This is a genomic window from Streptomyces sp. NPDC059668 (assembly GCF_042734135.1).
Classification (GTDB): domain Bacteria; phylum Actinomycetota; class Actinomycetes; order Streptomycetales; family Streptomycetaceae; genus Streptomyces.
In genome coordinates, this window is sequence record NZ_JBHWEL010000086.1 from 2,671 (window position 1) to 27,679 (window position 25,009).

Annotated in this window: 21 protein-coding genes; 16 read left to right on the plus strand and 5 right to left on the minus strand. The window is 70.5% G+C overall.

Annotation, left to right across the window (positions count from 1 at the left end):
• Nucleotides 1–194 precede the first annotated feature (194 nt).
• The 8 genes from ruvC (at nt 195) to ACFV2J_RS36815 (ending at nt 9,561) form a co-directional block, all read left to right on the plus strand.
• On the plus strand, nt 195–815 hold the full coding sequence (gene ruvC / locus ACFV2J_RS36780) for a crossover junction endodeoxyribonuclease RuvC (protein WP_385090036.1): 621 nt from the start codon (nt 195–197) through the stop codon (nt 813–815).
• Nucleotides 812–1,420 carry a Holliday junction branch migration protein RuvA gene (gene ruvA / locus ACFV2J_RS36785; protein WP_385090033.1) on the plus strand — a complete coding sequence of 203 codons (609 nt, stop codon included), beginning with the start codon at nt 812–814 and terminating at the stop codon, nt 1,418–1,420. The genes ruvC and ruvA overlap by 4 nt, the downstream gene beginning before the upstream one ends.
• A 79-nt stretch (nt 1,421–1,499) precedes the next feature.
• Complete coding sequence (gene ruvB, locus ACFV2J_RS36790) at nt 1,500–2,570, plus strand: Holliday junction branch migration DNA helicase RuvB (protein ID WP_385090030.1); 1,071 nt, start codon at nt 1,500–1,502, stop codon at nt 2,568–2,570.
• A 163-nt stretch (nt 2,571–2,733) separates the two neighbouring features.
• A complete protein-coding gene (gene yajC / locus ACFV2J_RS36795; RefSeq protein ID WP_385090027.1) occupies nt 2,734–3,234 on the plus strand; it encodes a preprotein translocase subunit YajC in 501 nt (166 codons plus the stop codon).
• Nucleotides 3,235–3,376: 142 nt separating this feature from the next.
• A complete protein-coding gene (secD, locus tag ACFV2J_RS36800) occupies nt 3,377–5,146 on the plus strand; it encodes a protein translocase subunit SecD (protein ID WP_385442808.1) in 1,770 nt (589 codons plus the stop codon).
• 1 nt (nt 5,147) lies between these two features.
• Nucleotides 5,148–6,272 carry a protein translocase subunit SecF gene (secF, locus tag ACFV2J_RS36805; RefSeq protein WP_385090021.1) on the plus strand — a complete coding sequence of 375 codons (1,125 nt, stop codon included), beginning with the start codon at nt 5,148–5,150 and terminating at the stop codon, nt 6,270–6,272.
• Nucleotides 6,269–6,817: an adenine phosphoribosyltransferase gene (locus ACFV2J_RS36810; RefSeq protein WP_385090019.1), complete on the plus strand. Its 549-nt coding sequence runs from the start codon at nt 6,269–6,271 to the stop codon at nt 6,815–6,817. Before secF ends, ACFV2J_RS36810 begins: the two co-directional genes overlap by 4 nt.
• A gap of 224 nt (nt 6,818–7,041) precedes the next feature.
• Complete coding sequence (locus ACFV2J_RS36815) at nt 7,042–9,561, plus strand: RelA/SpoT family protein (RefSeq protein ID WP_385090016.1); 2,520 nt, start codon at nt 7,042–7,044, stop codon at nt 9,559–9,561.
• A gap of 78 nt (nt 9,562–9,639) precedes the next feature.
• On the opposite strand, the gene ACFV2J_RS36820 is transcribed toward ACFV2J_RS36815, so the two are convergent.
• Together ACFV2J_RS36820 and ACFV2J_RS36825 are read right to left on the minus strand one after the other, a co-directional pair.
• Nucleotides 9,640–10,869 (minus strand): DUF349 domain-containing protein, encoded by a 1,230-nt coding sequence (locus ACFV2J_RS36820; RefSeq protein WP_385096437.1) that lies wholly within the window; start codon nt 10,867–10,869, stop codon nt 9,640–9,642.
• A gap of 135 nt (nt 10,870–11,004) precedes the next feature.
• On the minus strand, nt 11,005–11,826 hold the full coding sequence (locus tag ACFV2J_RS36825; protein ID WP_385096434.1) for a peptidylprolyl isomerase: 822 nt from the start codon (nt 11,824–11,826) through the stop codon (nt 11,005–11,007).
• Between the two features lie 180 nt (nt 11,827–12,006).
• Here ACFV2J_RS36825 and ACFV2J_RS36830 point away from each other — a divergent pair, with 180 nt between their 5' ends.
• Both ACFV2J_RS36830 and hisS read left to right on the plus strand, forming a co-directional pair.
• On the plus strand, nt 12,007–12,723 hold the full coding sequence (locus ACFV2J_RS36830; protein ID WP_385096432.1) for an MBL fold metallo-hydrolase: 717 nt from the start codon (nt 12,007–12,009) through the stop codon (nt 12,721–12,723).
• 12 nt (nt 12,724–12,735) lie between these two features.
• A complete protein-coding gene (hisS, locus tag ACFV2J_RS36835; protein WP_385096429.1) occupies nt 12,736–13,998 on the plus strand; it encodes a histidine--tRNA ligase in 1,263 nt (420 codons plus the stop codon).
• 315 nt (nt 13,999–14,313) lie between these two features.
• On the opposite strand, the gene ACFV2J_RS36840 is transcribed toward hisS, so the two are convergent.
• Both ACFV2J_RS36840 and ACFV2J_RS36845 read right to left on the minus strand, forming a co-directional pair.
• Nucleotides 14,314–15,159, minus strand: coding sequence for an ABC transporter permease (locus ACFV2J_RS36840; protein WP_385097988.1), 846 nt, complete (start codon nt 15,157–15,159; stop codon nt 14,314–14,316).
• Complete coding sequence (locus tag ACFV2J_RS36845) at nt 15,156–16,022, minus strand: ABC transporter ATP-binding protein (protein ID WP_385097985.1); 867 nt, start codon at nt 16,020–16,022, stop codon at nt 15,156–15,158. Before ACFV2J_RS36845 ends, ACFV2J_RS36840 begins: the two co-directional genes overlap by 4 nt.
• Nucleotides 16,023–16,160: 138 nt before the next feature.
• On the opposite strand from ACFV2J_RS36845, the gene ACFV2J_RS36850 reads away from it, so the two are divergent.
• The 3 genes from ACFV2J_RS36850 to rpsD all read left to right on the plus strand — a co-directional run bounded on the left by ACFV2J_RS36850 (nt 16,161) and on the right by rpsD (nt 19,151).
• Nucleotides 16,161–16,796, plus strand: coding sequence for a vitamin K epoxide reductase family protein (locus tag ACFV2J_RS36850; RefSeq protein WP_385442816.1), 636 nt, complete (start codon nt 16,161–16,163; stop codon nt 16,794–16,796).
• Between the two features lie 44 nt (nt 16,797–16,840).
• On the plus strand, nt 16,841–18,196 hold the full coding sequence (locus ACFV2J_RS36855; protein ID WP_385442819.1) for a replication-associated recombination protein A: 1,356 nt from the start codon (nt 16,841–16,843) through the stop codon (nt 18,194–18,196).
• Between the two features lie 340 nt (nt 18,197–18,536).
• A complete protein-coding gene (gene rpsD, locus ACFV2J_RS36860; RefSeq protein WP_153291663.1) occupies nt 18,537–19,151 on the plus strand; it encodes a 30S ribosomal protein S4 in 615 nt (204 codons plus the stop codon).
• A 33-nt stretch (nt 19,152–19,184) separates the two neighbouring features.
• Here the strand turns inward: rpsD and ACFV2J_RS36865 are convergent, their stop codons facing one another.
• Entirely contained in the window at nt 19,185–21,356 is a 2,172-nt protein-coding gene (locus tag ACFV2J_RS36865; RefSeq protein ID WP_385089583.1) for an ATP-binding protein, read from the minus strand.
• A 160-nt stretch (nt 21,357–21,516) separates the two neighbouring features.
• On the opposite strand from ACFV2J_RS36865, the gene ACFV2J_RS36870 reads away from it, so the two are divergent.
• The 3 genes from ACFV2J_RS36870 to alaS are packed head-to-tail and all read left to right on the plus strand — an operon-like array spanning nt 21,517 to nt 24,969.
• Nucleotides 21,517–21,951, plus strand: coding sequence for a DUF948 domain-containing protein (locus tag ACFV2J_RS36870; protein ID WP_385089581.1), 435 nt, complete (start codon nt 21,517–21,519; stop codon nt 21,949–21,951).
• 7 nt (nt 21,952–21,958) lie between these two features.
• The gene (locus tag ACFV2J_RS36875) at nt 21,959–22,297 is read left to right on the plus strand and encodes a DUF6167 family protein (RefSeq protein ID WP_385089578.1); all 339 of its coding nucleotides are present in this window, start codon (nt 21,959–21,961) and stop codon (nt 22,295–22,297) included.
• Complete coding sequence (gene alaS, locus ACFV2J_RS36880) at nt 22,297–24,969, plus strand: alanine--tRNA ligase (RefSeq protein WP_385089576.1); 2,673 nt, start codon at nt 22,297–22,299, stop codon at nt 24,967–24,969. Before ACFV2J_RS36875 ends, alaS begins: the two co-directional genes overlap by 1 nt.
• Nucleotides 24,970–25,009: the final 40 nt, after the last annotated feature.

The window sequence follows — 25,009 nt, forward strand, 5'->3', positions numbered from 1 at the left end:
CAGTTCTCCCCAAACTCCCCTGCCCGCCAGGTGTAATGGGATAGGGTCGACGCCGCACCCGCTCACCGCCTACGGGGCCGCGGGAAAACACCCCGTCGGCCCGTCGCTTTGTCAGTGGCACCCGATAGCCTGCACGAACAGCCGTCACCCCGTGGGTGACCGGGGGAGACCGACGAAGGACGAGGGGGACCGGGGTGCGGGTACTGGGAGTGGACCCCGGGCTGACCCGATGCGGCGTCGGCGTGGTCGAAGGAGTCGCGGGCCGGCCGCTGACGATGTGCGGGGTCGGTGTCGTACGCACCCCCGCGGACGCCGAGTTGGGTCTGCGCCTCGTCGCCGTGGAGCAGGGCATCGAGCGGTGGCTCGACGAGTACGCGCCCGAATTCGTCGCCGTGGAGCGGGTGTTCAGCCAGCACAACGTCCGTACGGTGATGGGCACCGCCCAGGCCAGCGCCGTCGCCATGCTCTGTGCCGCCCGGCGCGGCATCCCCGTCGCCCTGCACACCCCGAGCGAGGTCAAGGCCGCCGTCACCGGCAGCGGACGCGCGGACAAGGCCCAGGTCGGAGCGATGGTCACCCGGCTGCTCAGACTCGACGCGCCGCCCAAGCCCGCCGACGCCGCCGACGCCCTCGCGCTCGCGATCTGTCACATCTGGCGCGCACCCGCCCAGAACCGGCTCCAGCAGGCCGTCGCGCGAAACGGACCCCAGCAGGCCGTCGCGCAGAACCGACTCCAGCAGGCGGCCGCCCTGCACGCGGCGCAAGCGGCGTCGCAGGCCGCACCGCACCACGCATCGAAAGGCCGTACCGCATGATCGCCTTCGTCAGCGGCCCGGTCGCCGCCCTCGCCCCCGACTCAGCGGTGGTGGAGGTCGGCGGCATCGGCATCGCCGTCCAGTGCACGCCGGGCACCCTCGCCGCGCTCCGCATGGGACAGCCGGCCAGGCTCGCCACGTCCCTGGTCGTCCGCGAGGACTCCCTGACCCTGTACGGCTTCGCGGACGACGACGAGCGCGGGACCTTCGAGCTGCTGCAGACCGCGAGCGGCGTCGGTCCGCGCCTCGCTCAGGCCATGCTCGCCGTGCACACCCCCGACGCCCTGCGCCGGGCGATCGCCACCGATGACGAGAAGGCGCTCACCGCCGTGCCCGGCATCGGCAAGCGGGGCGCCCAGAAACTGCTCCTGGAGCTCAAGGACCGGCTCGGCGCGCCGCTCGGCACGGGCGCCGGACCCGGGGCCCCGGTCAGCACCGGCTGGCGCGAGCAGCTGCACGCCGCGCTGATCGGCCTCGGATATGCCACCCGCGAGGCCGACGAGGCCGTCTCGGCGGTGGCCCCGCAGGCCGAGGCCGAGGAGGGCACACCCCAGGTGGGCCGGCTCCTGAAGGCCGCCCTGCAGACCCTCAACCGGGCCCGCTGACCCGGCGGCCCGCCGCCCGACCCGACCGGCGCCCGCCGACCCACCGGCAGACCCACCACCACACCGCGAGGCACACGCAATGAACTGGGACGACACGACCGACGAGACCGCCGCCGACCGGCTCGTCGGCGCGTCCGCCGACCGTGAGGACCAGGCCGTCGAGGCGGCCCTGCGGCCCAAGGACCTGGACGAGTTCATCGGCCAGGAGAAGGTCCGTGAGCAGCTCGACCTCGTGCTGCGCGCCGCCCGCGCCCGCGGCGCCACCGCCGACCACGTGCTGCTCTCCGGCGCCCCCGGCCTCGGCAAGACCACCCTCTCGATGATCATCGCGGCCGAGATGGGTGCCCCCATCCGCATCACCAGCGGCCCCGCCATCCAGCACGCCGGGGACCTCGCCGCGATCCTCTCCTCGCTCCAGGAGGGCGAGGTGCTCTTCCTGGACGAGATCCACCGCATGTCCCGGCCCGCCGAGGAGATGCTGTACATGGCGATGGAAGACTTCCGCGTCGACGTGATCGTCGGCAAGGGCCCCGGGGCCACCGCGATCCCCCTGGAGCTGCCGCCGTTCACCCTGGTCGGCGCCACCACCCGGGCGGGTCTGCTGCCGCCCCCGCTGCGCGACCGCTTCGGCTTCACCGCGCACATGGAGTTCTACGAACCCGCCGAGCTGGAGCGCGTCATCCACCGCTCCGCGAACCTCCTCGACGTCGAGATCGACACCGAGGGCGCCGCCGAGATCGCCGGCCGTTCCCGCGGCACGCCCCGTATCGCCAACCGCCTGCTGCGCCGGGTCCGGGACTACGCGCAGGTCAGGGCCGACGGCGTCATCACCCGCGAGATCGCCGCGGCCGCGCTGAAGGTCTACGAGGTCGACGCCCGCGGTCTCGACCGCCTCGACCGGGGCGTCCTGGAAGCCCTGCTCAAGCTCTTCGGCGGCGGCCCGGTCGGGCTGTCCACCCTCGCGGTCGCCGTGGGGGAGGAGCGGGAGACCGTGGAAGAGGTCGCCGAGCCCTTCCTGGTGCGCGAGGGACTGCTCGCCCGTACGCCCCGTGGTCGCGTCGCGACTCCGGCGGCATGGGCACATCTCGGTCTCACTCCGCCCCAGCGGGCCATGGGGGGAAACGGACAAGGGGACCTGTTCGGGGCGTGACGGCGTGCGCGCTCGCGGGGTCAGGAACCCCGGTGCCATGCTGAGCGTTGTTCCCTGAGTGCGGACTCGCTTAGACTCCGCCGATGCCGCCCTTGTCGGCGACATACATACCCCCATCCAGCAGGCCGCTCACCATCGCGGTCGAAGAAGGAAGTTCCGACCCGTGAGTCTCGTGACCCTCCTCCCGTTCATCGTGCTCATCGGGGCCATGTTCCTGATGACCCGGTCTGCCAAGAAGAAGCAGCAGCAGGCTGCTTCCATGCGCAACGACATGCAGCCCGGCTCCGGCGTGCGCACGATCGGTGGCATGTACGCCACTGTCAAGGAGGTCAACGAGGACTCGGTCCTCCTTGACGCGGGTCCGGGCGTGGACCTCCTCTTCGCGAAGAACTCGATCGGCGCCGTCCTCACCGACGACGAGTACAACCGCATCGTGCACGGCATCGAGCACGACCTCGAGGCCGACGGCTCGGTTGTCCCGGACGACGCCTCCTCCCTCACCGAGACCGACGAGCCCGCCGCCGACGCCGCTTCCGACGCCTCCGACGACAAGCCCATCGACCTCGGCAAGAAGGACGCCGCGGACGAGCCCGCCGACGCGAAGCCGGCCGAGGGCGACGCAGCAGAGCCGAAGAAGACCGACGGCGAGTCCGGCGCGAAGTAGCATCCCCGGGGGAACACGGCGCGATCCGCTCGCGCCCCGTGAACCCCAGGGATGTGCCTCTGTCGCACGGAGTCCCGACACCATGTCATGGCCGCCCACGCGCTGACCCCGCGCGAGGCGGCCCGAGAGGGAGTACGAGAAGGTGGCAGCACCGAAGAAGGGCCGGAGCGCGAGTGCCCAGAGCAGGCCGGGGCGCTCGCTTGCCCTCATCCTGATCGCCCTCGTGGCGCTCACCGGGGGGATGTTCCTCTCCGGGCATTCCACCCCGCGTCTCGGCATCGACCTCGCCGGTGGCACCAGCATCACGCTGGAGGCGAAGAACGAGCCGGGCCAGCCGAACGCGATCAACAAGACCAACATGAACACCGCGGTCGACATCATGAACCGCCGTGTCAATGGTCTTGGTGTCTCCGAGGCCGAGGTCCAGACCCAGGGCGATCGCAACATCATCGTCAACATCCCCAAGGGCACGAACTCAAAGCAGGCATTGGCGCAGGTCGGAACCACCGCCAAGCTCTACTTCCGCCCGGTGCTGGTCACCGAGGTCTCCGGGAAGGCCGCGACGGGCACCCCCTCGCCGAGCGCCTCCAGCAGCGACTCCTCGAAGGACAAGGCGAGCGACAAGGCGACCGGCAAGGCGACGTCGTCGAGCTCCGCGACCCCGTCGGCCACGGCCACCTCCCAGGGCCGTGCGGTCACCGACGCCCTGAAGGCCGACGCCACGCCGTCCGCGACCGCCTCGGCGAAGTCGTCGGCCTCCACCGGCACCACGCCGGCGCCCAGCGGCTCCGTCGACCCCGCGACCGCCAAGCTCCAGGCCCAGTACGCCGCGCTCGACTGCACCGACAAGGCCGTCCGAGCCAAGGCCGGAGACGGCGTCAAGGCCACCGACCCCACGGTGGCCTGTGGCCAGAACTCCTCGGGCCAGTGGCAGAAGTACGTGCTCGGCCCGGCCGAGGTCTCCGGCACGGACATCAAGAGCGCCGCGGCCGTCTTCGACACCCAGAGCGCCGCGGGCTGGAAGGTCACCATGGACTTCACGTCCGGTGGCTCCAAGAAGTTCGCCGACATCACCGGCAAGCTCGCGAAGAACCAGTCCCCGCAGAACCAGTTCGCCATCGTCCTCGACGGTGAGGTCGTCTCCGACCCGTACGTCAACCAGGCGCTGACCGGCGGCAACGCGGAGATCTCGGGCAGCTTCACGCAGACCGAGGCGCAGGACCTGGCCAACATGCTGAAGTACGGCGCGCTGCCGCTCACCTTCAAGGCGGCGAGCGTCACCACCGTGACGGCGGCCCTCGGCGGCGAGCAACTGCACGCCGGTCTCATCGCGGGCGCGATCGGCCTGGGCCTGGTCATCATCTACCTGGTGGTCTACTACCGGGGTCTGTCGATCATCGCCATCGCCTCCCTGATGGTCTCCGCCATCCTCACGTACGTGCTCATGGCGTTGCTCGGCCCCGCCATCGGGTTCGCGCTGAACCTGCCGGCGGTCTGCGGCGCGATCGTCGCGATCGGCATCACGGCGGACTCGTTCATCGTGTTCTTCGAACGCATCCGGGACGAGATCCGCGAGGGCCGCAGCCTGCGCCCGGCCGTCGAGCGTGCCTGGCCGCGCGCCCGGCGCACCATCCTGGTCTCCGACTTCGTGTCGTTCCTCGCCGCCGCGGTGCTCTTCATCGTCACCGTCGGCAAGGTCCAGGGCTTCGCGTTCACGCTCGGCCTGACCACCCTGCTCGACGTGGTCGTCGTCTTCCTCTTCACCAAGCCGCTGATGACGATCCTCGCCCGCAAGAAGTTCTTCGCGAGCGGCCACAGCTGGTCCGGACTCGACCCGAAGAGGCTGGGCGCCCAGCCGCCGCTGCGCCGCACCCGTCGCGCGTCCGCCCCCGTCGACACGAAGGAGGCGTGAGATGTCGAAACTCGGCACCCTCGGCGCCCGGCTCCACCGCGGTGAGATCGGCTACGACTTCGTCGGCAAGCGCAAGATCTGGTACGCCATCTCGATCCTGATCACCATCACGGCCATCCTCGGTCTGACGGTGCGGGGCCTGAACATGGGCATCGAGTTCCAGGGCGGAGCCGTCTTCACGACCCAGAAGCACATGTCGTCCTCGGTGACCCAGACCGAGACGTACGCGCAGGAAGCCTCCGGTCACGACGCCATCGTCCAGAAGCTCGGCGACGGCAGCCTGCGCATCCAGATCGCGGGCATCGACACCGACAAGTCGGGCCAGATCAAGGACCAGCTCGCCAAGGACCTGAAGGTCGACTCGGAGAACATCAACGCGGACCTGGTCGGCCCCAGCTGGGGTGACCAGATCGCCAACAAGGCCTGGGAGGGCCTGGCGATCTTCATGGTCCTCGTCGTGATCTACCTGGCGATCGCCTTCGAGTGGCGCATGGCCGTGGCCGCTCTGGTCGCCCTGATCCACGACATCACCATCACGGTCGGCATCTACGCCCTGGTCGGCTTCGAGGTCACCCCGGGCACCGTGATCGGTCTGCTGACGATCCTCGGTTACTCGCTCTACGACACGGTGGTCGTCTTCGACAGCCTCAAGGAGCAGACGAAGGACATCACCAAGCAGACCCGCTACACGTACAGCGAGATCGCCGACCGTTCGATCAACGGCACCCTGGTCCGTTCGATCAACACCACGGTCGTCGCGCTGCTGCCCGTCGCGGGCCTGCTGTTCATCGGTGGCGGCGTGCTCGGCGCGGGCATGCTCAACGACATCTCGCTCTCGCTGTTCGTCGGCCTCGCCGCCGGCGCGTACTCCTCGATCTTCATCGCCACGCCGCTCGTCGCCGACCTCAAGGAGCGCGAGCCGCAGATGAAGGCGCTCAGGAAGCGCGTCCTCGCCAAGCGCGCCCAGGCGGCCGCGAAGGGCGAACCCCTGGACGCGCCGGCCTCGGCCGTCCCGTTCGACGACGATGACGAGTCGGAGGACGCCACACCGGCGGTCGTCGGCCCGCGCAACCAGCCCGCGTCCCGCAACCGGGGCCGCGGCCGACCTTCGGGGAAGCGCCGATGACCGAGCTGACGGACGTCTCCACGCTGCTGCTCAGCCGTATCCGCGACGTGGCCGACTATCCGGAGCCGGGTGTGATGTTCAAGGACATCACCCCGCTGCTGGCCGACCCGGTGGCCTTCGAGGCGCTCACCGGCGCGCTGGCGGAGATCGCCGTCCGCACCGGGGCGACGAAGATCGTCGGCCTGGAGGCCCGCGGCTTCATCCTCGGTGCCCCGGTCGCCGTCCGCGCCGGGCTCGGCTTCATCCCCGTACGCAAGGCGGGCAAGCTCCCCGGAGCCACCCTGTCGCAGAGGTACGACCTGGAGTACGGCTCCGCCGAGATCGAGGTGCACGCCGAGGACCTGGACGCGGGCGACCGCATCCTCGTCGTCGACGACGTCCTCGCCACCGGTGGCACCGCCGAGGCCTCGCTCCAGCTCGTCCGCCGCGCGGGCGCCGAGGTCGCGGGCGTCGCCGTGCTGATGGAGCTCGGCTTCCTCGGTGGCCGCGGCCGCCTGGAGCCCGCTCTCGCGGGCGCTCCGCTGGAGGCACTCCTCCAGATCTGAGCGACTCGGGAACGCCCAGGAAAGGCCCGCGAAGGCTTCGGGAAAGGCCTGGGACACCCGTAGGACACCGTCGGAGGCGGGCCCGGAGGAATCCGGCGCCCGCCTCTCGCGTTCCCCCTGCACAGGGCGTTCCCACCGCCGAAAGAGAGGCCGGCGCCCAGGATCGCTACCATGGGGTCTCCGGAGCCTGACCGGGGGACCCGGAACGCGCACGAGGAGCCCTCTTGCCAGACGAGGCCCAGCCACTCACCGCCGCCAAGCCCGAGCCCGCCTCGGGCGGTACGGACACGCCCGCGAAGAGCGCCGCTCCCGGGCCGGTCGAGCACGCCCAGTCCGCGCCCGACGACAAGGCGGCCGAGCAGCCCCGGCCCAAGCCGGCCCTTCCCGAGCGCGCCGCGAGCACCCCGGCGGTCCGCTCCACACCGAGCCAGCCCGCGCGCACCGGCGGCTCCTCCAACCGGGTCCGCGCCCGCCTGGCCCGGCTCGGCGTGCAGCGCTCGAACCCGTACAACCCGGTTCTGGAGCCTCTGCTGCGGATAGTGCGCAGCAACGACCCCAAGATCGAGACGGCGACGCTCCGGCAGGTCGAGAAGGCCTACCAGGTCGCCGAACGCTGGCACCGCGGCCAGAAGCGCAAGAGCGGTGACCCGTACATCACGCACCCGCTCGCCGTCACCACCATCCTGGCCGAGCTGGGCATGGACCCGGCCACCCTGATGGCCGGCCTGCTGCACGACACGGTCGAGGACACCGAGTACGGCCTGGACACCCTCAAGCGCGACTTCGGCGACCAGGTCGCCCTGCTCGTCGACGGCGTGACCAAGCTGGACAAGGTCAAGTTCGGTGAGGCCGCGCAGGCCGAGACCGTGCGCAAGATGGTCGTCGCCATGGCCAAGGACCCCCGTGTCCTGGTCATCAAGCTCGCCGACCGCCTGCACAACATGCGCACCATGCGCTACCTCAAGCGCGAGAAGCAGGAGAAGAAGGCGCGCGAGACCCTGGAGATCTACGCGCCGCTCGCCCACCGCCTGGGCATGAACACCATCAAGTGGGAGCTGGAGGACCTCGCCTTCGCGATCCTCTACCCCAAGATGTACGACGAGATCGTGCGCCTGGTCGCCGAACGCGCCCCCAAGCGCGACGAATACCTCGCCATAGTGACCGACGAGGTCCAGTCCGACCTGCGCGCGGCCCGTATCAAGGCGACCGTCACCGGCCGCCCGAAGCACTACTACAGCGTCTACCAGAAGATGATCGTCCGCGGCCGTGACTTCGCGGAGATCTACGACCTGGTGGGCATCCGCGTCCTCGTGGACACCGTCCGCGACTGCTACGCGGCCCTCGGCACCGTGCACGCGCGATGGAACCCGGTCCCCGGCCGGTTCAAGGACTACATCGCGATGCCCAAGTTCAACATGTACCAGTCGCTGCACACGACGGTCATCGGGCCGAACGGCAAGCCGGTCGAACTCCAGATCCGTACGTTCGACATGCACCGCCGTGCCGAGTACGGCATCGCCGCGCACTGGAAGTACAAGCAGGAGCCCTCCGCCGGCGCCTCCAAGGTGCGCACGGACGCCCCGAAGAGCGTCAGCAAGGACAAGGACGCCGTCAACGACATGGCGTGGCTGCGCCAGTTGCTGGACTGGCAGAAGGAGACCGAGGACCCCAGCGAGTTCCTGGAGTCGCTGCGCTTCGACCTGTCCCGCAACGAGGTCTTCGTCTTCACGCCCAAGGGCGACGTCATAGCGCTCCCGGCGGGCGCGACCCCCGTGGACTTCGCGTACGCGGTCCACACGGAGGTCGGCCACCGCACGATAGGCGCACGGGTCAACGGGCGCCTCGTCCCGCTCGAATCCACCCTGGACAACGGCGACCTGGTGGAGGTCTTCACCTCCAAGGCGGCCGGCGCCGGACCGTCCCGCGACTGGCTCGGCTTCGTCAAGTCCCCGCGCGCCCGCAACAAGATCCGCGCCTGGTTCTCCAAGGAGCGCCGCGACGAGGCGATCGAGCAGGGCAAGGACGCCATCGCCCGCGCGATGCGCAAGCAGAACCTGCCGATCCAGCGCATCCTGACCGGCGACTCCCTGGTGACGCTCGCGCACGAGATGCGCTACCCCGACATCTCCTCGCTGTACGCGGCGATCGGTGAGGGCCACGTCGCCGCGCAGAGCGTCGTGCAGAAACTGGTGCAGGCCCTCGGCGGCGAGGAGGCGGCCACCGAGGAGATCGACGAGAGCGTCCCGCCCGCCCACGGACGCGGCCGCAAGCGCCGCTCCAACGCCGACCCCGGCGTGGTCGTCAAGGGCGTCGACGACGTGTGGGTCAAGCTGGCGCGCTGCTGCACCCCGGTCCCCGGCGACCCCATCATCGGCTTCGTCACCCGGGGCAGCGGTGTCTCGGTCCACCGCAGTGACTGCGTCAACGTGGAGTCCCTGTCGCGCGAGCCCGAGCGCATCCTCGACGTGGAGTGGGCGCCCACGCAGTCCTCGGTCTTCCTGGTCGCCATACAGGTCGAGGCCCTGGACCGCTCGCGGCTGCTCTCCGACGTGACCCGCGTCCTGTCCGACCAGCACGTCAACATCCTGTCCGCGGCCGTCCAGACCTCCCGCGACCGCGTCGCCACCTCGCGCTTCACCTTCGAGATGGGCGACCCTAAGCACCTGGGACACGTCCTGAAGGCGGTGCGGGGCGTGGAGGGCGTGTACGACGTGTACCGGGTGACGTCGGCGCGCAGGCCCTAGGGCACAGACGAGAGGGGCTCCCGTACCGGTGTACGGGAGCCCCTCTCGTCTGTCCCTGCGCGGAGGGCGACGGCCTGCTCAGCCGCCGAACTCCTGCAGCCCCTTCAGCGCCTGGTCGAGCAGCGCCTGACGGCCGTCGAGCTCACGCTGGAGCTTGTCGGCCTTCGAGCTGTTGCCGGCCGAGCGCGCCGTCTCGATCTGGCCCTGGAGCTTGTCCACGGCGGCCTGCAGCTGACCGGTCAGACCCTCGGCACGCGCGCGTGCCTCCGGGTTGGTCCGGCGCCACTCGGCCTCCTCGGACTCCTGCAGAGCCCGCTCCACCGTGTGCATCCGGCCCTCGACCTTCGGGCGGGCGTCACGCGGCACATGGCCGATGGCCTCCCAGCGCTCGTTGATCGAGCGGAAGGCGGCCCGGGCGGCCTTGAGATCCTGCACCGGGACGAGCTTCTCGGCCTCCTCGGCCAGCTCCTCCTTGAGCTTCAGGTTCTCCGTCTGCTCCGCGTCCCGCTCGGCGAACACCGAACCACGCGCCGCGAAGAACACGTCCTGGGCGCCGCGGAAGCGGTTCCACAGGTCGTCCTCGTGCTCACGCTGGGCACGGCCCGCGGCCTTCCAGTCCGCCATCAGCTCGCGGTAGCGCGCCGCCGTCGGACCCCAGTCCGCCGAGGCGGACAGCGACTCGGCCTCCGCGACCAACTTCTCCTTGGTCTTGCGGGCGTCCTCGCGCTGCGCGTCCAGCGAGGCGAAGTGCGCCTTGCGGCGCTTGGAGAACGCCGAGCGCGCGTGCGAGAAGCGGTGCCACAGCTCGTCGTCCGACTTGCGGTCGAGTCGCGGCAGCCCCTTCCACGTGTCCACCAGCGAGCGCAGCCGCTCACCGGCCGCCCGCCACTGGTCGCTCTGCGCCAGCTCCTCCGCCTCGACGACCAGCGCCTCCTTGGAGTGCCGCGCCTCGTCGGACTGCTTCGCGCGCTGGACCTTGCGCTCCTCACGGCGCGCGTCCACCGTCTCGACGAGCTTGTCCAGCCGTACCTTCAGCGCGGCCAGATCACCGACCGCGTGGTGGGCGTCCACCTGCGCGCGGATGTGGTCGATGGCGGTCTGGGCGTCCTTCGCCGACAGGTCGGTGGTCTTCACTCGCTTCTCGAGGAGGCCGATCTCCACAACCAGGCCTTCGTACTTGCGCTCGAAGTAGGCCAGCGCCTCATCGGGGGAGCCGGCCTGCCAGGAACCGACGACCTGCTCGCCGTCGGCCGTACGCACGTACACGGTCCCCGTCTCGTCGACGCGGCCCCACGGGTCGCTGCTCACAGCGCCTCCTCCACATGATGCCCCCGAGGGGCTTCAGTGCCCCCGGGCATCGTCCACAGTTTCGTCACGGCCAACATAGGCGACCAGCACGGCGGCTGTCCGCATCCAGCACGACCGAAATTCGGCGGCCGGCGGTCAGGATTTCGTCACGGTCATCTTGTTGACCACGACTGTCGCGTTCGGAGCGCCGTCGCCCTGGCCTGTGCTCTCGCCGGCCGCGGCGATCTTCTTGAGGACCGTGAGACCGGACTTGGAAATAGTTCCGAACGGTGTGTAAGTGGCCGGCAGCTGACTGTCCTGGTAGACGAGGAAGAACTGGCTGCCGCCGGTGTGCTTCTGACCGGTGTTGGCCATGGCGACCGTGCCCGCCGGGTAGACGCCGCCCTTGAGGGTTTTGTCCTTCAGGTTCTCGTCCGGGATCGTGTACCCGGGACCGCCGCTGCCGGTGCCCTTCGGGTCACCGCACTGCAGCACGTAGATGCCGTTCGTGGTGAGCCGGTGACACTTCGTGTGGTCGAAGAAGCCCTTGTCCGCGAGGAAGCCGAACGAGTTCACCGTGTGCGGAGCCGCCGCCGCGTTGAGCGCGATGTCCACGTCTCCGCAGGTCGTGGCCATCTTCATGGTGTAGTTCGCGGACTTGTCGATGGTCATCGCCGGCTCCTTCTTCCAGCTCAGCGACTTCACCGCGCCCTCGGCCGGCTTGTTGCACGGATCCGGCGCCTTGCTGGTCGGGGAGGCGCTCGGCGTGACCTCCGCGCCGGCGTTGGCCTTCTTGTCGTCGTTCTTGAAGACCCCGGTCGCGTACGACACCACACTGCCGACGACGACCACGCCGAGGACCGACGCGACCACCGTGTTCCGCATGTGTGACTTGCGCCGCGCGGCCGTGCGCCGCTGCTGCTGCCGCAAGAACTTCTCCCGGGCGAGCTGACGCCGCCGCTGTTCCTGGGTGACCACCGGGTTATCTCCTCGTGCGTCTCGTACGTCAGGTGGGACGCGTGCGTCTGGTGAGCCGATCGCCTGCGTGTGCCCCGTACCGTATATGGGTTGGCTGAGGAAACGGCAGCGCCGGTAGGCTCTGAGCCACAGCCGCCCACTCCGTACGGCACATCACGTACGACACCCCGAAGGACGATCGTGCTCATTGCCGGGTTCCCCGCCGGGGCCTGGGGGACCAACTGTTACCTGGTCGCCCCCGCCGCGGGTGAGGAGTGCGTGATCATCGACCCGGGCCACCAGGCCACCCAGGGAGTCGAGGACGCGCTCAAGAAGCATCGGCTCAAGCCCGTCGCGGTCATCCTCACCCACGGCCACATCGACCACGTCGCCGCGGTCGTCCCGGTGTGCGGAGCGCACGGGGTTCCCGCGTGGATCCACCCCGAGGACCGGTACATGATGAGCGACCCCGAGAAGGCGCTCGGCCGGTCCATCGGCATGCCGCTGATGGGCGAGCTGACGGTGGGCGAGCCGGACGACGTCAAGGAGCTGGCCGACGGTGTCGGACTCGAACTGGCCGGTCTGGAGCTGTCCGTCGCGCACGCGCCCGGCCATACCAAGGGGTCGGTGACCTTCCGGATGCCCGAGAGCGCGGACGTCCCGTCCGTGTTCTTCTCCGGGGATCTGCTGTTCGCCGGCTCCATCGGACGCACCGACCTGCCCGGCGGTGACATGGACGAGATGCTCGGTTCGCTGGCCCGCGTGTGCCTGCCGCTCGACGACTCGACCGTGGTGCTGTCGGGGCACGGTCCCCAGACCACCATCGGCCAGGAGCGCGCCACCAACCCGTACCTGCGGCAGGTGGCGGCAGACCGTCAAGAGCCCGGCCCGCGGCCGGCTCCCCGACGAGGAATGTGACGAGAGACCTTCGTGAGCACCTTCAAGGCCCCCAAGGGCACGTACGACCTGATCCCGCCGGACAGCGCGAAGTACCTCGCGGTCCGCGAGGCCATCGCCGCGCCGCTGCGCAACTCCGGCTACGGCTACATCGAGACCCCCGGCTTCGAGAGCGTCGAACTCTTCGCGCGCGGGGTCGGTGAGTCCACCGACATCGTGAGCAAGGAGATGTACGCCTTCGAGACCAAGGGCGGCGACCGGCTGGCGCTGCGCCCCGAGGGCACCGCGTCCGTGCTGCGCGCCACGCTGGAGGCGAACCTGCACAAGCTCGGCAACCTCCCCGTCAAGCTCTGGTACTCCGGCTCGTACTACCGCTACGAGCGCCCCCAGAAGGGCCGGTACCGCCACTTCTCGCAGGTCGGTGCCGAGGCGATCGGCGCGGAGGACCCGGCACTCGACGCCGAGCTGATCATCCTGGCGGACCAGGCGTACCGGTCGCTGGGGCTCAGGAACTTCCGGATCCTCCTCAACTCGCTGGGCGACAAGGAGTGCCGTCCCGTGTACCGGGCCGCGCTCCAGGACTTCCTGCGCGGTCTCGAACTCGACGAGGACACCCTCCGCCGGGCCGAGATCAACCCGCTGCGGGTCCTCGACGACAAGCGCGACGACGTGCAGAAGCAGCTGGTCGGCGCGCCGCTCCTGCGCGACTTCCTGTGCGACGCGTGCAAGGCGTACCACGAGGAGGTGCGCGAGCTGATCACGGCCGCGGGCGTCGCCTTCGAGGACGACGCCAAGCTGGTGCGCGGTCTGGACTACTACACCCGCACCACCTTCGAGTTCGTCCACGACGGTCTCGGCTCGCAGTCCGCGGTGGGCGGCGGCGGCCGCTACGACGGCCTCTCCGAGATGATCGGCGGCCCCGAACTGCCGTCGGTCGGCTGGGCCCTGGGCGTCGACCGTACGGTGCTGGCGCTGGAGGCGGAGGGTGTGGAGCTCGAACTCCCCGCGTCCACCAGTGTGTTCGCGGTGCCGCTGGGGGAGGAGGCCCGCCGGGTGCTCTTCGCGAAGGTCACGGAGCTGCGCAAGCTGGGGATCGCCGCCGACTTCTCGTACGGCGGCAAGGGGCTCAAGGGCTCGATGAAGAACGCGAACCGGTCCGGGGCGCGCTTCACGATCGTCGCCGGTGAGCGGGATCTCGCCGAGGGCGTGGTGCAGCTCAAGGACATGGAGTCCGGCGAGCAGACCGCCGTGGGCGTCAACGAGATCGTGGCGGAACTCGAGGTACGGCTCGGCTGAGCGCGCGTCCGGCCGCCCCCGTCCGCCCGGCCCGTGAGATGATCTCCCGGGTGCGGGCGGCGGGGGCGGTGCGCGTGGTTCCCGTGCCGCTGAACTCCCCTCGCTCCGTCCGGCGTTCGAGGCCGGGACACGTCAGTCCAGGAAGCCGAAGCGCATCGCGCTGGTGACGGCCGCCGGGCCGCCACCGCGACACCAGGTTGGCCACTCACACGGTCGCGCAGTACGAGTCCCAGAGGCGGAACGAGCGGTCCCAGGTGTACGACCCCCGCGAACCGCTCGCGCCACCCGAGGCGCCCGTACCGCCCGTCGGGTGGGTCACCCGTCGCGCCGGTTCTTCCAGCGGAAGGTCAGCAGACACAGCACCAGTCCTCCGACGCACCACGCCCCCAGCACCAGGGCGACCCGTCCGAACTCCCAGGCGCCCGTCTGTTCCAGGACCTTCGCCGAGTCCGGCAGGAACACCCCGCGCAGTCCCTGGCACATCCACTTGAGCGGGAACAGCGCGCCGACGTTCAGCATCCAGTCGGGGATCGTGTCGATGGCGATGTACACCCCGGAGATGAACTGCAGTACCAGGAAGGGGAGGACGACCACGGAGGTGGCGCTCCTGCCCGACTTCGGGACCGAGCTGACCGCGATGCCGAGCAGGGCGCACGCGGTCAGACCGAGGACGAAGATCCATCCGAACTCGGCCCACCTGCCCACGTCCGAGGGGAGTTCGACGTCGTACAGCGTCGTCCCCACCAGGAGCAGGATCGCGGTCTCCAGGACGCCGGTGACCAGGACCAGCCAGATCTTGCCCAGGAAGTACGCGGCCGGGGGCATCGGTGTGCCGCGCAGCCTGCGCAGCACCTTCTCGTCGCGCTCGATGGCGATGGAGATGCCGAGGGACTGGAAACTGGTGGACATGATGCCCGCGGCCATCATCGCGGGGACGTACAGCTGCGAGGCGGTGATGCCCGCGCCGTGCACGTCGTCGCTGAAGATGGAGGCGAAGAGGAACAGGAAGACGACCGGGAAGGCGAAGGTGAACACCACCTGGTCGCGCTGGCGGAAGAACTGCCTGATCTCCAGGACACCACGCCGCAGGCCGAGGCCCCAGGCGCCCGGGAGCCGGCCGGTGCCGACCTTGTCGCGGGATCGTACGGCGGTCGTGGTCATCGCGCGTTCTCCTGTCCGGTCAGGCGGAGATAGACGTCCTCCAGGGTGGGGCGGGTCACCGTCAGCCCCGGGATCTCGCCGTCGAAGCGGCGGGTGAGCTCAGCGACCGTGCGGGTGGGGGTGTCGGTGCGCTCGGTGTGCGGGGTGCCGTCGGCCTCCGTCCACGCGACGGTCGCCCCGGTGCCGAAGCGCTCGCGCAGCGCGGCGGGCTCGCCCTCGGCGACGACCCGCCCGTGCGCGACGACGGCGAGCCGGTCCGCGAGCGCCTCCGCCTCCTCCAGGTAGTGGGTGGTGAGCAGGATGGTGGTGCCCTCGCCGGCCAGCTTTCTGATCAGGTCCCAGAACCGGCGGCGCGCGGCCGGGTCGAAGCCGGTGGTCGGCTCGTCCAGGAGCAGCAGCTCGGGGCCGCCGATCACGCCGAGCGCCACGTCCAGCCGCCGGCGCTGACCCCCCGAGAGCGCCTTGATCCGGCTGTCCGCCCTGGCCTCCAGGCCGACGAGCCCGATGACCTCCTCGGGGTCGCGGGGACGCGGGTAGTAGCGGGCGAAATGCCGTACGGTCTCGCGCACCGTCAACTCGGCGGGCGCGGATTCGTCCTGCCAGACGATGCCGACCCGGGAGCGCCACGCGCGCGACCCCGTCGCCGGGTCCGCGCCCAGCACGGAGACCGCGCCCGCGTCCCGGGCGCGGTTGCCCTGGAGGATCTCCACCGTCGTGCTCTTGCCCGCGCCGTTGGGTCCGAGCAGGCCGAACACCTCGCCCCGGCGGATTCCGAGGTCCACACCGTCGACGGCGGTCACGTCCCCGTACCGCTTGCGCAGCCCCCGGACGTCCACCGCGAGCTCTTCCGCGTGTGTTGTCATGGCCCCGAGCTTCCCCCCGAACCGAACGTTCCGGGACGACCGCGCGTACCTCCTTATGTCCATCGAACGGTGGACACACCCGCGCGTGCGGCACAATGTCGGTGCCCGCAGGCCCTTCGAAACTACGGAAACGGCGTGATGAGCAAGACGACAGTCAAGGACGTCTCCACCGACCCGGACCGCGTCGACGGTCCCCGGACGGTCGGCGGCAGCCGTGCGCTCGCCCTGTTGCTGGTGATCACCGGTGCGGCCGGTCTGCTCGCGGCGTGGGTCATCACGATCGACAAGTTTAAGCTGCTGGAGAACCCGAACTTCGTGCCGGGGTGCAGCCTGAACCCGGTCGTCTCCTGCGGCAACATCATGAAGAGCGAGCAGGCCTCGGCCTTCGGGTTCCCGAACCCGATGCTGGGCCTGGTGGCGTACGGCATCGTGATCTGCGTCGGCGTGAGCCTGCTGGCGCGGGCCACCTTCCCGCGCTGGTACTGGCTGACCTTCAACGCCGGGACCCTCTTCGGCGTCGGGTTCTGCACCTGGCTCCAGTTCCAGTCGCTGTACCGCATCAACTCGCTCTGCCTGTGGTGCTCGCTGGCCTGGGTCGCCACGATCATCATGTTCTGGTACGTGACCTCGTTCAACGTCCGCAACAGCTTCCTGCCCGCCCCGCGCTGGCTGAGGAGCTTCTTCGGCGAGTTCACCTGGGTCCTGCCGGTCCTGCACATCGGCATCATCGGCATGCTGATCCTGACCCGCTGGTGGGACTTCTGGACGAGCTGACAGCGCCGAGGGCATTGTCAGTGGGGTGACATAGGGTTTCGTCCGTGGAGCCCGACCTGTTCACCGCCGCAGCCGAAGAACGCCAGGAGAAGGACCCCTCCGGGAGCCCCCTGGCCGTCCGGATGCGCCCGCGCACCCTCGACGAGGTCGTGGGCCAGCAGCATCTGCTGAAGCCGGGCTCACCCCTGCGCAGACTGGTCGGCGAGAGCGGCGGCGGCCCCGCCGGACCGTCCTCCGTGATCCTCTGGGGTCCGCCCGGCACCGGCAAGACGACTCTGGCGTACGTGGTCTCCAAGGCCACCAACAAGCGTTTCGTGGAGCTCTCCGCGATCACCGCGGGCGTCAAGGAAGTGCGCGCCGTCATCGAGAGCGCCCGCCGTGCCATCGGCGGCTTCGGCAAGGAGACCGTCCTCTTCCTGGACGAGATCCACCGCTTCAGCAAGGCCCAGCAGGACTCCCTGCTCCCGGCCGTGGAGAACCGCTGGGTGACCCTCATCGCGGCGACCACCGAGAACCCCTACTTCTCGGTGATCTCCCCCCTGCTCTCCCGCTCCCTCCTGCTCACCCTCGAACCGCTCACCGACGACGACCTGCGCGGACTGCTGCGCCGGGCGCTCACCGACGAGCGAGGCCTCAAGGCGTCCGTCACCCTCCCCGAGGACACCGAGCGGCACCTGATGCGGATCGCCGGCGGTGACGCCCGCCGCGCCCTGACCGCCCTGGAGGCGGCGGCGGGGTCCGCGCTCGACAAGGGCGAGCCGGAGATCAGCCTCCAGACCCTGGAGGAGACCGTCGACCGCGCCGCGGTGAAGTACGACCGCGACGGCGACCAGCACTACGACGTGGCGAGCGCCCTCATCAAGTCCATCCGCGGTTCGGACGTGGACGCCGCGCTGCACTATCTGGCCCGGATGATCGAGGCCGGCGAGGACCCGCGCTTCATCGCCCGCCGTCTGATGATCTCCGCCAGCGAGGACATCGGCCTGGCCGATCCGCACGCGCTGCCGACAGCCGTCGCCGCCGCCCAGGCCGTCGCCATGATCGGCTTCCCCGAGGCCGCGCTCACCCTCAGCCACGCCACCATCGCCCTGGCCCTGGCGCCGAAGTCCAACGCCGCGACGACGGCGATCGGCGCCGCCATGGAGGACGTGCGCAAGGGCCACGCCGGCCCGGTGCCGATGCACCTGCGCGACGGGCACTACAAGGGCGCGGCCAAGCTCGGGCACGCCCAGGGGTACGTGTACCCGCACGACCTGCCCGAGGGCATCGCCGCCCAGCAGTACGCCCCGGAGGAGCTCAGGGACCGGGAGTACTACACGCCGACCCGGCACGGCACGGAGGCGCGCTACGCGGACGCGGTGGAGTGGACCCGCAAGCACCTCGGTCGAGGACGGTCCTGACCACCCTGTAGGATGACGCCCAGCGCTGCGTCCCGTGTCCGGCTCCGGTCGGCACCACCAGAACGGGACATCCAGCCGGAGCCCCCGCCTCCACGGGGGGATTCCAGGAGCGTCGCGCACCGTCGAAGGTGTCGCGGGCAGCCCACCACCACCCGGAGTTCCGGGACAGGTCGGTGGGCCACTCGCGTGCTGCACGTATGTGCCCAGACCCAGGAGCGGCTGCCCGCCCCGCCCACGTGGACCCCCACAGCGGCGAGGAGGGTTTCCCGGGCTGCGGATTGCGACCTCCCCTAACCCTGGTGAAGCCGTATTCGCATCGAAAACATGAGGTGTTTGGTTCATGGCGAACCAGTCCCGCCCCAAGGTCAAGAAGTCGCGTGCCCTCGGCATCGCGCTGACCCCGAAGGCCGTCAAGTACTTCGAGGCCCGCCCCTACCCGCCGGGTGAGCACGGCCGTGGCCGCAAGCAGAACTCGGACTACAAGGTCCGTCTGCTGGAGAAGCAGCGTCTGCGCGCGCAGTACGACGTGTCCGAGCGCCAGCTCGTCCGCGCCTACGAGCGTGCCTCCAAGGTCCAGGGCAAGACCGGTGAGGCCCTGATCATCGAGCTCGAGCGCCGTCTCGACGCGCTGGTCCTGCGTTCGGGCATCGCCCGCACGATCTACCAGGCCCGCCAGATGGTCGTCCACGGTCACATCGAGGTCAACGGCCAGAAGGTCGACAAGCCCTCGTTCCGCGTCCGTCCCGACGACGTCGTGATGGTCCGCGAGCGCAGCCGCAGCAAGACGCTGTTCGAGGTCTCCCGCGCGGGCGGCTTCGCCCCCGACGGCGAGACCCCGCGCTACCTCCAGGTGAACCTCGGCGCCCTGGCGTTCCGCCTGGACCGCGAGCCGAACCGCAAGGAGATCCCGGTGATCTGCGACGAGCAGCTCGTCGTCGAGTACTACGCCCGCTGATCCTCATCCCGCGGACGTAGCACCACCTGCGTGTCAGCCCGCCGTCCCGCCGCCCTTCGAGGTGCGCGAGACGGCGGGCTCCTGCGTGTCCGGGGCTGGCCGGCGCGGGGCGGGCACCGCCGTGCCGGGCGGGCGCTGCCCGGGCCGCCGCAGCGCCCGCTCCACCGCCGCCTCCCGCCCGAGCCGCTCCCCGGCGCGTACGCACTCCTCGTAGCGTGCGTCGCCCAGGTGTTCCCGGGCACCCGCCTCGCACCGCTCGTGCGGCACGTTGTAGTACGCCGAGCCGAACAGCGGCAGTCCCACCGACGGCCACAGCCGGGCCGCCGCGCCCTGAAGCACCGCGGCCTCGGCGGGATCGCCCTGCACCGTCGTGACCAGCGCGAGCAGCTCCAGCGCGAGGACGGTGCCGAGCAGGTCGCGGAAGGTGTGCGCGATGTCCAGACACCGGACCAGAAGATCCCGGGCGCGCGCCGGATCGCCCTCGGCGAGGGCCTCGTACGCCAGCACGTACAGCGCGTACGCCAGCGCCCAGCGCTCCCCGTGGTCCTCGCACACCCGGCGGACGTCCTCGCACAGCTTCACCGCGGCCGGCATGTCGCCCTGGAACGCCAGCGCCATCGCCAGCTCGACCTGACCCATCAGCACGTTGCTGTTGAGCTCGCCGATCTCGTGATACCGGTCGAGCGCCGAGCGCAGCAGGGTCTCCGCCCGCCGCATGTCGTCGCTGACCAGCGCGAGACAGCCGGCCCGGTGCTCCGCGTAGGCGAGCGCCGTGGGGTTGGCGGTCCGCAGCGCCTCCTCGCGGCACTCCTGGAGCGCGGTCAGCGCCGACACCGTGTCGCCCTGAAGGATCGCCACGTAGCCGAGCACCCACAGGGCCTTGAGCCGCGACTGTTCGCGGTCGCCGTCCAGTTCCACGCCGCGTTCCAGCCAGTGCCGCCCCTCCGCCAGCCGCCCGCAGCCCACCCAGTAGAACCACAGGCTGCCCGCGAGGTACTGGCCCAGATGCGTCTCGCCCGGCTCGGTCAGGCAGTACTCCAGGGCGCGGCGCAGGTTCGGCAGCTCCGCCTCGACCCGCGCGGCCACCTCGGCCTGCCGCGGCGAGAACCAGTCCAGCTCGCACCAGGTCGCCAGGCCCATGTACCAGTCGCGGTGGCGGCGGCGCAGCCGGTCCGCGTCCCCCGACGCCGCCAGCCAGTCCGCGCCGTAGGCCCGGACCGAGTCCAGCATCCGGTAGCGCGGACCCGCCGGCGTCTCCTCGCGGGCCAGCACGGACTGCGCGAGCAGCGCCCCGAGCACGTCGAGGACGTGGTCGGCGTACAGCCCGTCCCCGCCGCACACGTACTCGGCGGCCTCCAGGTCGAACAGGCCGGCGAACACCGAGAGCCGCGCCCACAGCAGCCGCTCCTCGGACGTGCACAGTTCGTGGCTCCAGCCGATCGCCGTCCGCAGCGTCTGGTGCCGCGGCAGCGCGTCCCGCCCGCCCCCCGTCAGCAGCCGGAAGCGGTCCTCGAGACGGGACAGCAGCTGGCCGGGGGAGAGGGCGCTCAGCCGGCCCGCGGCCAGCTCGACGGCGAGCGGGATCCCGTCGAGCCGGCGGCAGAGCTCCCGTACGTCCGACCGGTTGCCGTCGTCCAGCGCGAACCCGGGCACCCGGGCCGCCGCCCGCTCCTCGAACAGTTCCACGGCCTCCGTATCGCCCAGCGGCGCCAACGGGAACAGCCGTTCGCCCTCGATCTCCAGCGGCCTGCGCCCGACCGCGAGCACCCGTACCCCCGGCGCACGCCGCAGCAGCTCGCCCACTAGGGCGGCGCACGCGTCCACCAGATGCTCGAACCCGTCGACGACCAGAAGGAGTTGGCGTCCGGAGAGGCGGTCGAGCAGGAGCTCGCGCGGCGCCCTCGACGTCTGGTCCGTCAGGCCCAGGGCCTCCACGACGGCGTACGCGACGAGGTCCGGATCCCGTACGGCGGCCAGCTCCGCCCGCCACACGCCGTCCCGCGCGTCCGTGCGCGCCGCCGCCCGTGCCGCGAGGCGGGACTTCCCGACGCCGCCCATGCCGGTCACCGTGACCAGCCGGGACCGCTCCAGCGCCTCGGCCAGCCGGGCGAGTTCGCCCGCGCGCCCGACGAACGCGTCGAGTTCCAGGGGCAGATTGCCGTGCGGCGCGCCGCCGGAGGACAGGGGCCGGTCAAAATGCTGCATGGGCAACGGAGAGTACTGACACGTATGCGTTCCGTACAATCGGTTCGCGCAACTCCGGCCCCCTCGGCCCTTAATGCGGTACGGAGCGGCGGCCCCGGCGCGATAGGCTCGGGGGACGACTTTTCGATGTTGAGGCACGTACTAGGGAGCGGGTGCGACAGTGTCCGGTGGTGAGGTGGCCGGGATCCTGGTGGCCGTCTTCTGGGCGATCCTGGTGTCGTTCCTCGCCGTCGCGCTGGCGAGACTGGCCCAGACCCTCAAGGCGACCACCAAGCTCGTGGCGGACGTGACCGACCAGGCCGTCCCGCTGCTGGCCGAGGCCTCGGAAGCCGTGCGCTCCGCACAGACCCAGATCGACCGGGTCGACGCCATCGCGTCGGACGTCCAGGAGGTCACGTCGAACGCGTCGGCGCTCTCCACGACCGTCGCCTCCACCTTCGGCGGCCCGCTGGTCAAGGTCGCGGCGTTCGGCTACGGCGTCCGCCGGGCCCTCGGCGGCCGCCGAGAGAACGCACCCCCCAAAGCGTCCCGGCGTACCGTGATCGTGGGCCGCACCGTCCCGTCCGCGCGACGGGGAAAGCGGAAGAAGGACTGACGCAGCGATGTTCCGCCGTACGTTCTGGTTCACCGCCGGCGCAGCCGCGGGTGTGTGGGCCACCACCAAGGTCAACCGCAAGCTCAAGCAGCTGACGCCCGAGAGCCTCGCCGCCCAGGCCGCGAACAAGGCGCTCCAGGCAGGGCACCGGCTCAAGGACTTCGCACTCGACGTCCGCGAGGGCATGGCCCAGCGGGAGGCCGAACTCGACGAGGCGCTCGGGCTGGGCGCCTCCGCCGACCACGAACTCCCCGCACCCCGGCGGTACGCCGCCATCGAGAACCGTAACGATCCGAGGTATGTCGAGAGGTCGACGTACTCGCACAACCGGAATGAGGACCACTGATGGAGTCGGCCGAGATTCGCCGCCGCTGGTTGAGCTTCTACGAGGAGCGCGGTCACACCGTCGTCCCCTCGGCGTCGCTCATCGCGGACGACCCGACTCTGCTCCTGGTCCCCGCGGGCATGGTCCCCTTCAAGCCGTACTTCCTCGGTGAGGTCAAGCCGCCGTGGTCGCGCGCCACCAGCGTGCAGAAGTGCGTGCGCACGCCCGACATCGAAGAGGTCGGCAAGACCACCCGCCACGGCACGTTCTTCCAGATGTGCGGCAACTTCTCCTTCGGCGACTACTTCAAGCAAGGCGCCATCACCTACGCCTGGGAGCTGCTCACGCTGCCCCAGGACAAGGGTGGGTACGGGCTCGACCCCGAGCGGCTGTGGATCACGGTCTACCTCGACGACGACGAGGCCGAGTCCATCTGGCGCGACAAGATCGGTGTCCCCGCCGAGCGCATCCAGCGCCTCGGCAAGAAGGACAACTACTGGTCCATGGGCGTCCCCGGACCCTGCGGCCCGTGCTCCGAGATCAACTACGACCGTGGTCCGGAGTTCGGTGTCGAGGGCGGCCCGGCCGTCAACGACGAGCGGTACGTGGAGATCTGGAACCTGGTCTTCATGCAGTACGAGCGTGGCGAGGGCACCTCGAAGGAGGACTTCGAGATCCTCGGCGAGCTGCCCAGCAAGAACATCGACACCGGCCTCGGCCTGGAACGCCTCGCCATGATTCTGCAGGACGTGCAGAACATGTACGAGATCGACACCTCCATGGCCGTCATCAGGAAGGCCACCGAGCTGACGGGCGTCGAGTACGGCGCCGCCCACGACTCCGACGTCTCGCTGCGCGTGGTCACCGACCACATGCGGACGTCCGTGATGCTCATCGGCGACGGCGTGAGCCCCGGCAACGAGGGCCGCGGATACGTGCTGCGCCGCATCATGCGCCGCGCCATCCGCAACATGCGGCTGCTCGGCGCCACGGGGCCGGTCGTCAAGGACCTCATCGACGTGGTGATCGCGATGATGGGTCAGCAGTACCCGGAGCTGGTCAGCGACCGCAAGCGGATCGAGACCGTGGCCCTCGCCGAGGAGGCCGCCTTCCTCAAGACGCTGAAGGCCGGCACGAACATCCTCGACACGGCCATCACGGACACCAAGGAGTCCGGCGGCACGGTGCTCGCCGGCGACAAGGCGTTCCTGCTCCACGACACCTGGGGCTTCCCGATCGACCTCACCCTGGAGATGGCCGCCGAACAGGGCCTCTCCGTGGACGAGGACGGCTTCCGCCGCCTGATGAAGGAGCAGAGGGACAAGGCCAAGGCCGACGCCCGGGCCAAGAAGACCGGTCACGCCGACCTCGGCGCCTACCGGCAGATCGCCGACGCCGCCGGTGAGACCGACTTCATCGGGTACGACCGGACCGAGGGGGAGTCGACGATCGTCGGCATCCTGGTCGACGGCGTGTCCTCGCCCGCCGCCACCGAGGGCGACGAGGTCGAGATCGTCCTCGACCGCACCCCGTTCTACGCCGAGGGCGGCGGCCAGATCGGCGACACCGGGCGCATCAGGGTGGACAGCGGCGCGATCGTCGAGGTCCGCGACTGCCAGAAGCCCGTCCCGGGCGTGTACGTCCACAAGGGCGTCGTCCAGGTCGGCGAGGTCACCGTCGGCGCCCAGGCCCAGGCCGTCATCGACACCCGTCGGCGGACGGCCATCGCCCGCGCCCACTCGGCCACGCACCTCACCCACCAGGCCCTGCGTGACGCCCTCGGCCCGACGGCCGCCCAGGCCGGTTCCGAGAACCAGCCGGGCCGCTTCCGCTTCGACTTCGGTTCGCCCTCGGCCGTCCCCACGGCCGTCATGACCGACGTCGAGCAGAAGATCAACGAGGTGCTCGCCCGGGACCTGGACGTGCACGCCGAGATCCTGAGCCTCGACGAGGCCAAGAAGCAGGGCGCCATCGCCGAGTTCGGCGAGAAGTACGGCGAGCGCGTGCGCGTCGTGACGATCGGCGACTTCTCCAAGGAGCTGTGCGGCGGTACGCACGTCCACAACACCGCCCAGCTCGGCCTGGTCAAGCTGCTCGGCGAGTCCTCGATCGGTTCCGGTGTGCGCCGCATCGAGGCCCTGGTCGGCGTCGACGCCTACAACTTCCTCGCCAAGGAGCACACGGTCGTCGCTCAGCTCCAGGAGCTGATCAAGGGCCGTTCGGAGGAGCTCCCGGAGAAGGTCTCCGCCATGCTCGGCAAGCTGAAGGACGCCGAGAAGGAGATCGAGAAGTTCCGCGCGGAGAAGGTCCTTCAGGCCGCCGCCGGTCTCGCCGGGTCCGCCAAGGACGTCCGCGGCGTCGCTCTGGTCACCGGCCAGGTCCCGGACGGCACGGGCGCGGACGACCTGCGCAAGCTGGTCCTCGACGTACGCGGCCGCATCCAGGGCGGCCGGGCCGTCGTCGTGGCCCTGTTCACCACCGCGGGCGGCAAGCCGCTCACGGTCATCGCCACCAACGAGGCGGCCCGCGAGCGCGGCCTCAAGGCCGGCGACCTGGTCCGTACGGCCGCCAAGACCCTCGGCGGCGGCGGTGGCGGCAAGCCGGACGTCGCTCAGGGCGGCGGCCAGAACCCGGCCGCCATCGGTGAGGCCATGGACGCCGTCGAACGCCTGGTCGGCGAGACGGCCAAGTGAGCGCGGGCGGGCACGTGAGCACGGACGATCCGGACGGCGG

Excerpts from the sequence above, each read along its gene's own strand:
- rpsD (WP_153291663.1), top strand. The coding sequence starts at position 18,537 with ATGGCGAACCAGTCCCGCCCCAAGGTCAAGAAGTCGCGTGCCCTCGGC.
- ACFV2J_RS36810 (WP_385090019.1), top strand. The coding sequence starts at position 6,269 with ATGACCGAGCTGACGGACGTCTCCACGCTGCTGCTCAGCCGTATCCGC.
- ACFV2J_RS36840 (WP_385097988.1), bottom strand. The coding sequence starts at position 15,159 with ATGACCACGACCGCCGTACGATCCCGCGACAAGGTCGGCACCGGCCGG.
- ACFV2J_RS36850 (WP_385442816.1), top strand. The coding sequence starts at position 16,161 with ATGAGCAAGACGACAGTCAAGGACGTCTCCACCGACCCGGACCGCGTC.
- alaS (WP_385089576.1), top strand. The coding sequence starts at position 22,297 with ATGGAGTCGGCCGAGATTCGCCGCCGCTGGTTGAGCTTCTACGAGGAG.
- secF (WP_385090021.1), top strand. The coding sequence starts at position 5,148 with ATGTCGAAACTCGGCACCCTCGGCGCCCGGCTCCACCGCGGTGAGATC.
- ruvB (WP_385090030.1), top strand. The coding sequence starts at position 1,500 with ATGAACTGGGACGACACGACCGACGAGACCGCCGCCGACCGGCTCGTC.
- ACFV2J_RS36845 (WP_385097985.1), bottom strand. The coding sequence starts at position 16,022 with ATGACAACACACGCGGAAGAGCTCGCGGTGGACGTCCGGGGGCTGCGC.
- ACFV2J_RS36875 (WP_385089578.1), top strand. The coding sequence starts at position 21,959 with ATGTTCCGCCGTACGTTCTGGTTCACCGCCGGCGCAGCCGCGGGTGTG.
- ACFV2J_RS36865 (WP_385089583.1), bottom strand. The coding sequence starts at position 21,356 with ATGCAGCATTTTGACCGGCCCCTGTCCTCCGGCGGCGCGCCGCACGGC.
- ruvA (WP_385090033.1), top strand. The coding sequence starts at position 812 with ATGATCGCCTTCGTCAGCGGCCCGGTCGCCGCCCTCGCCCCCGACTCA.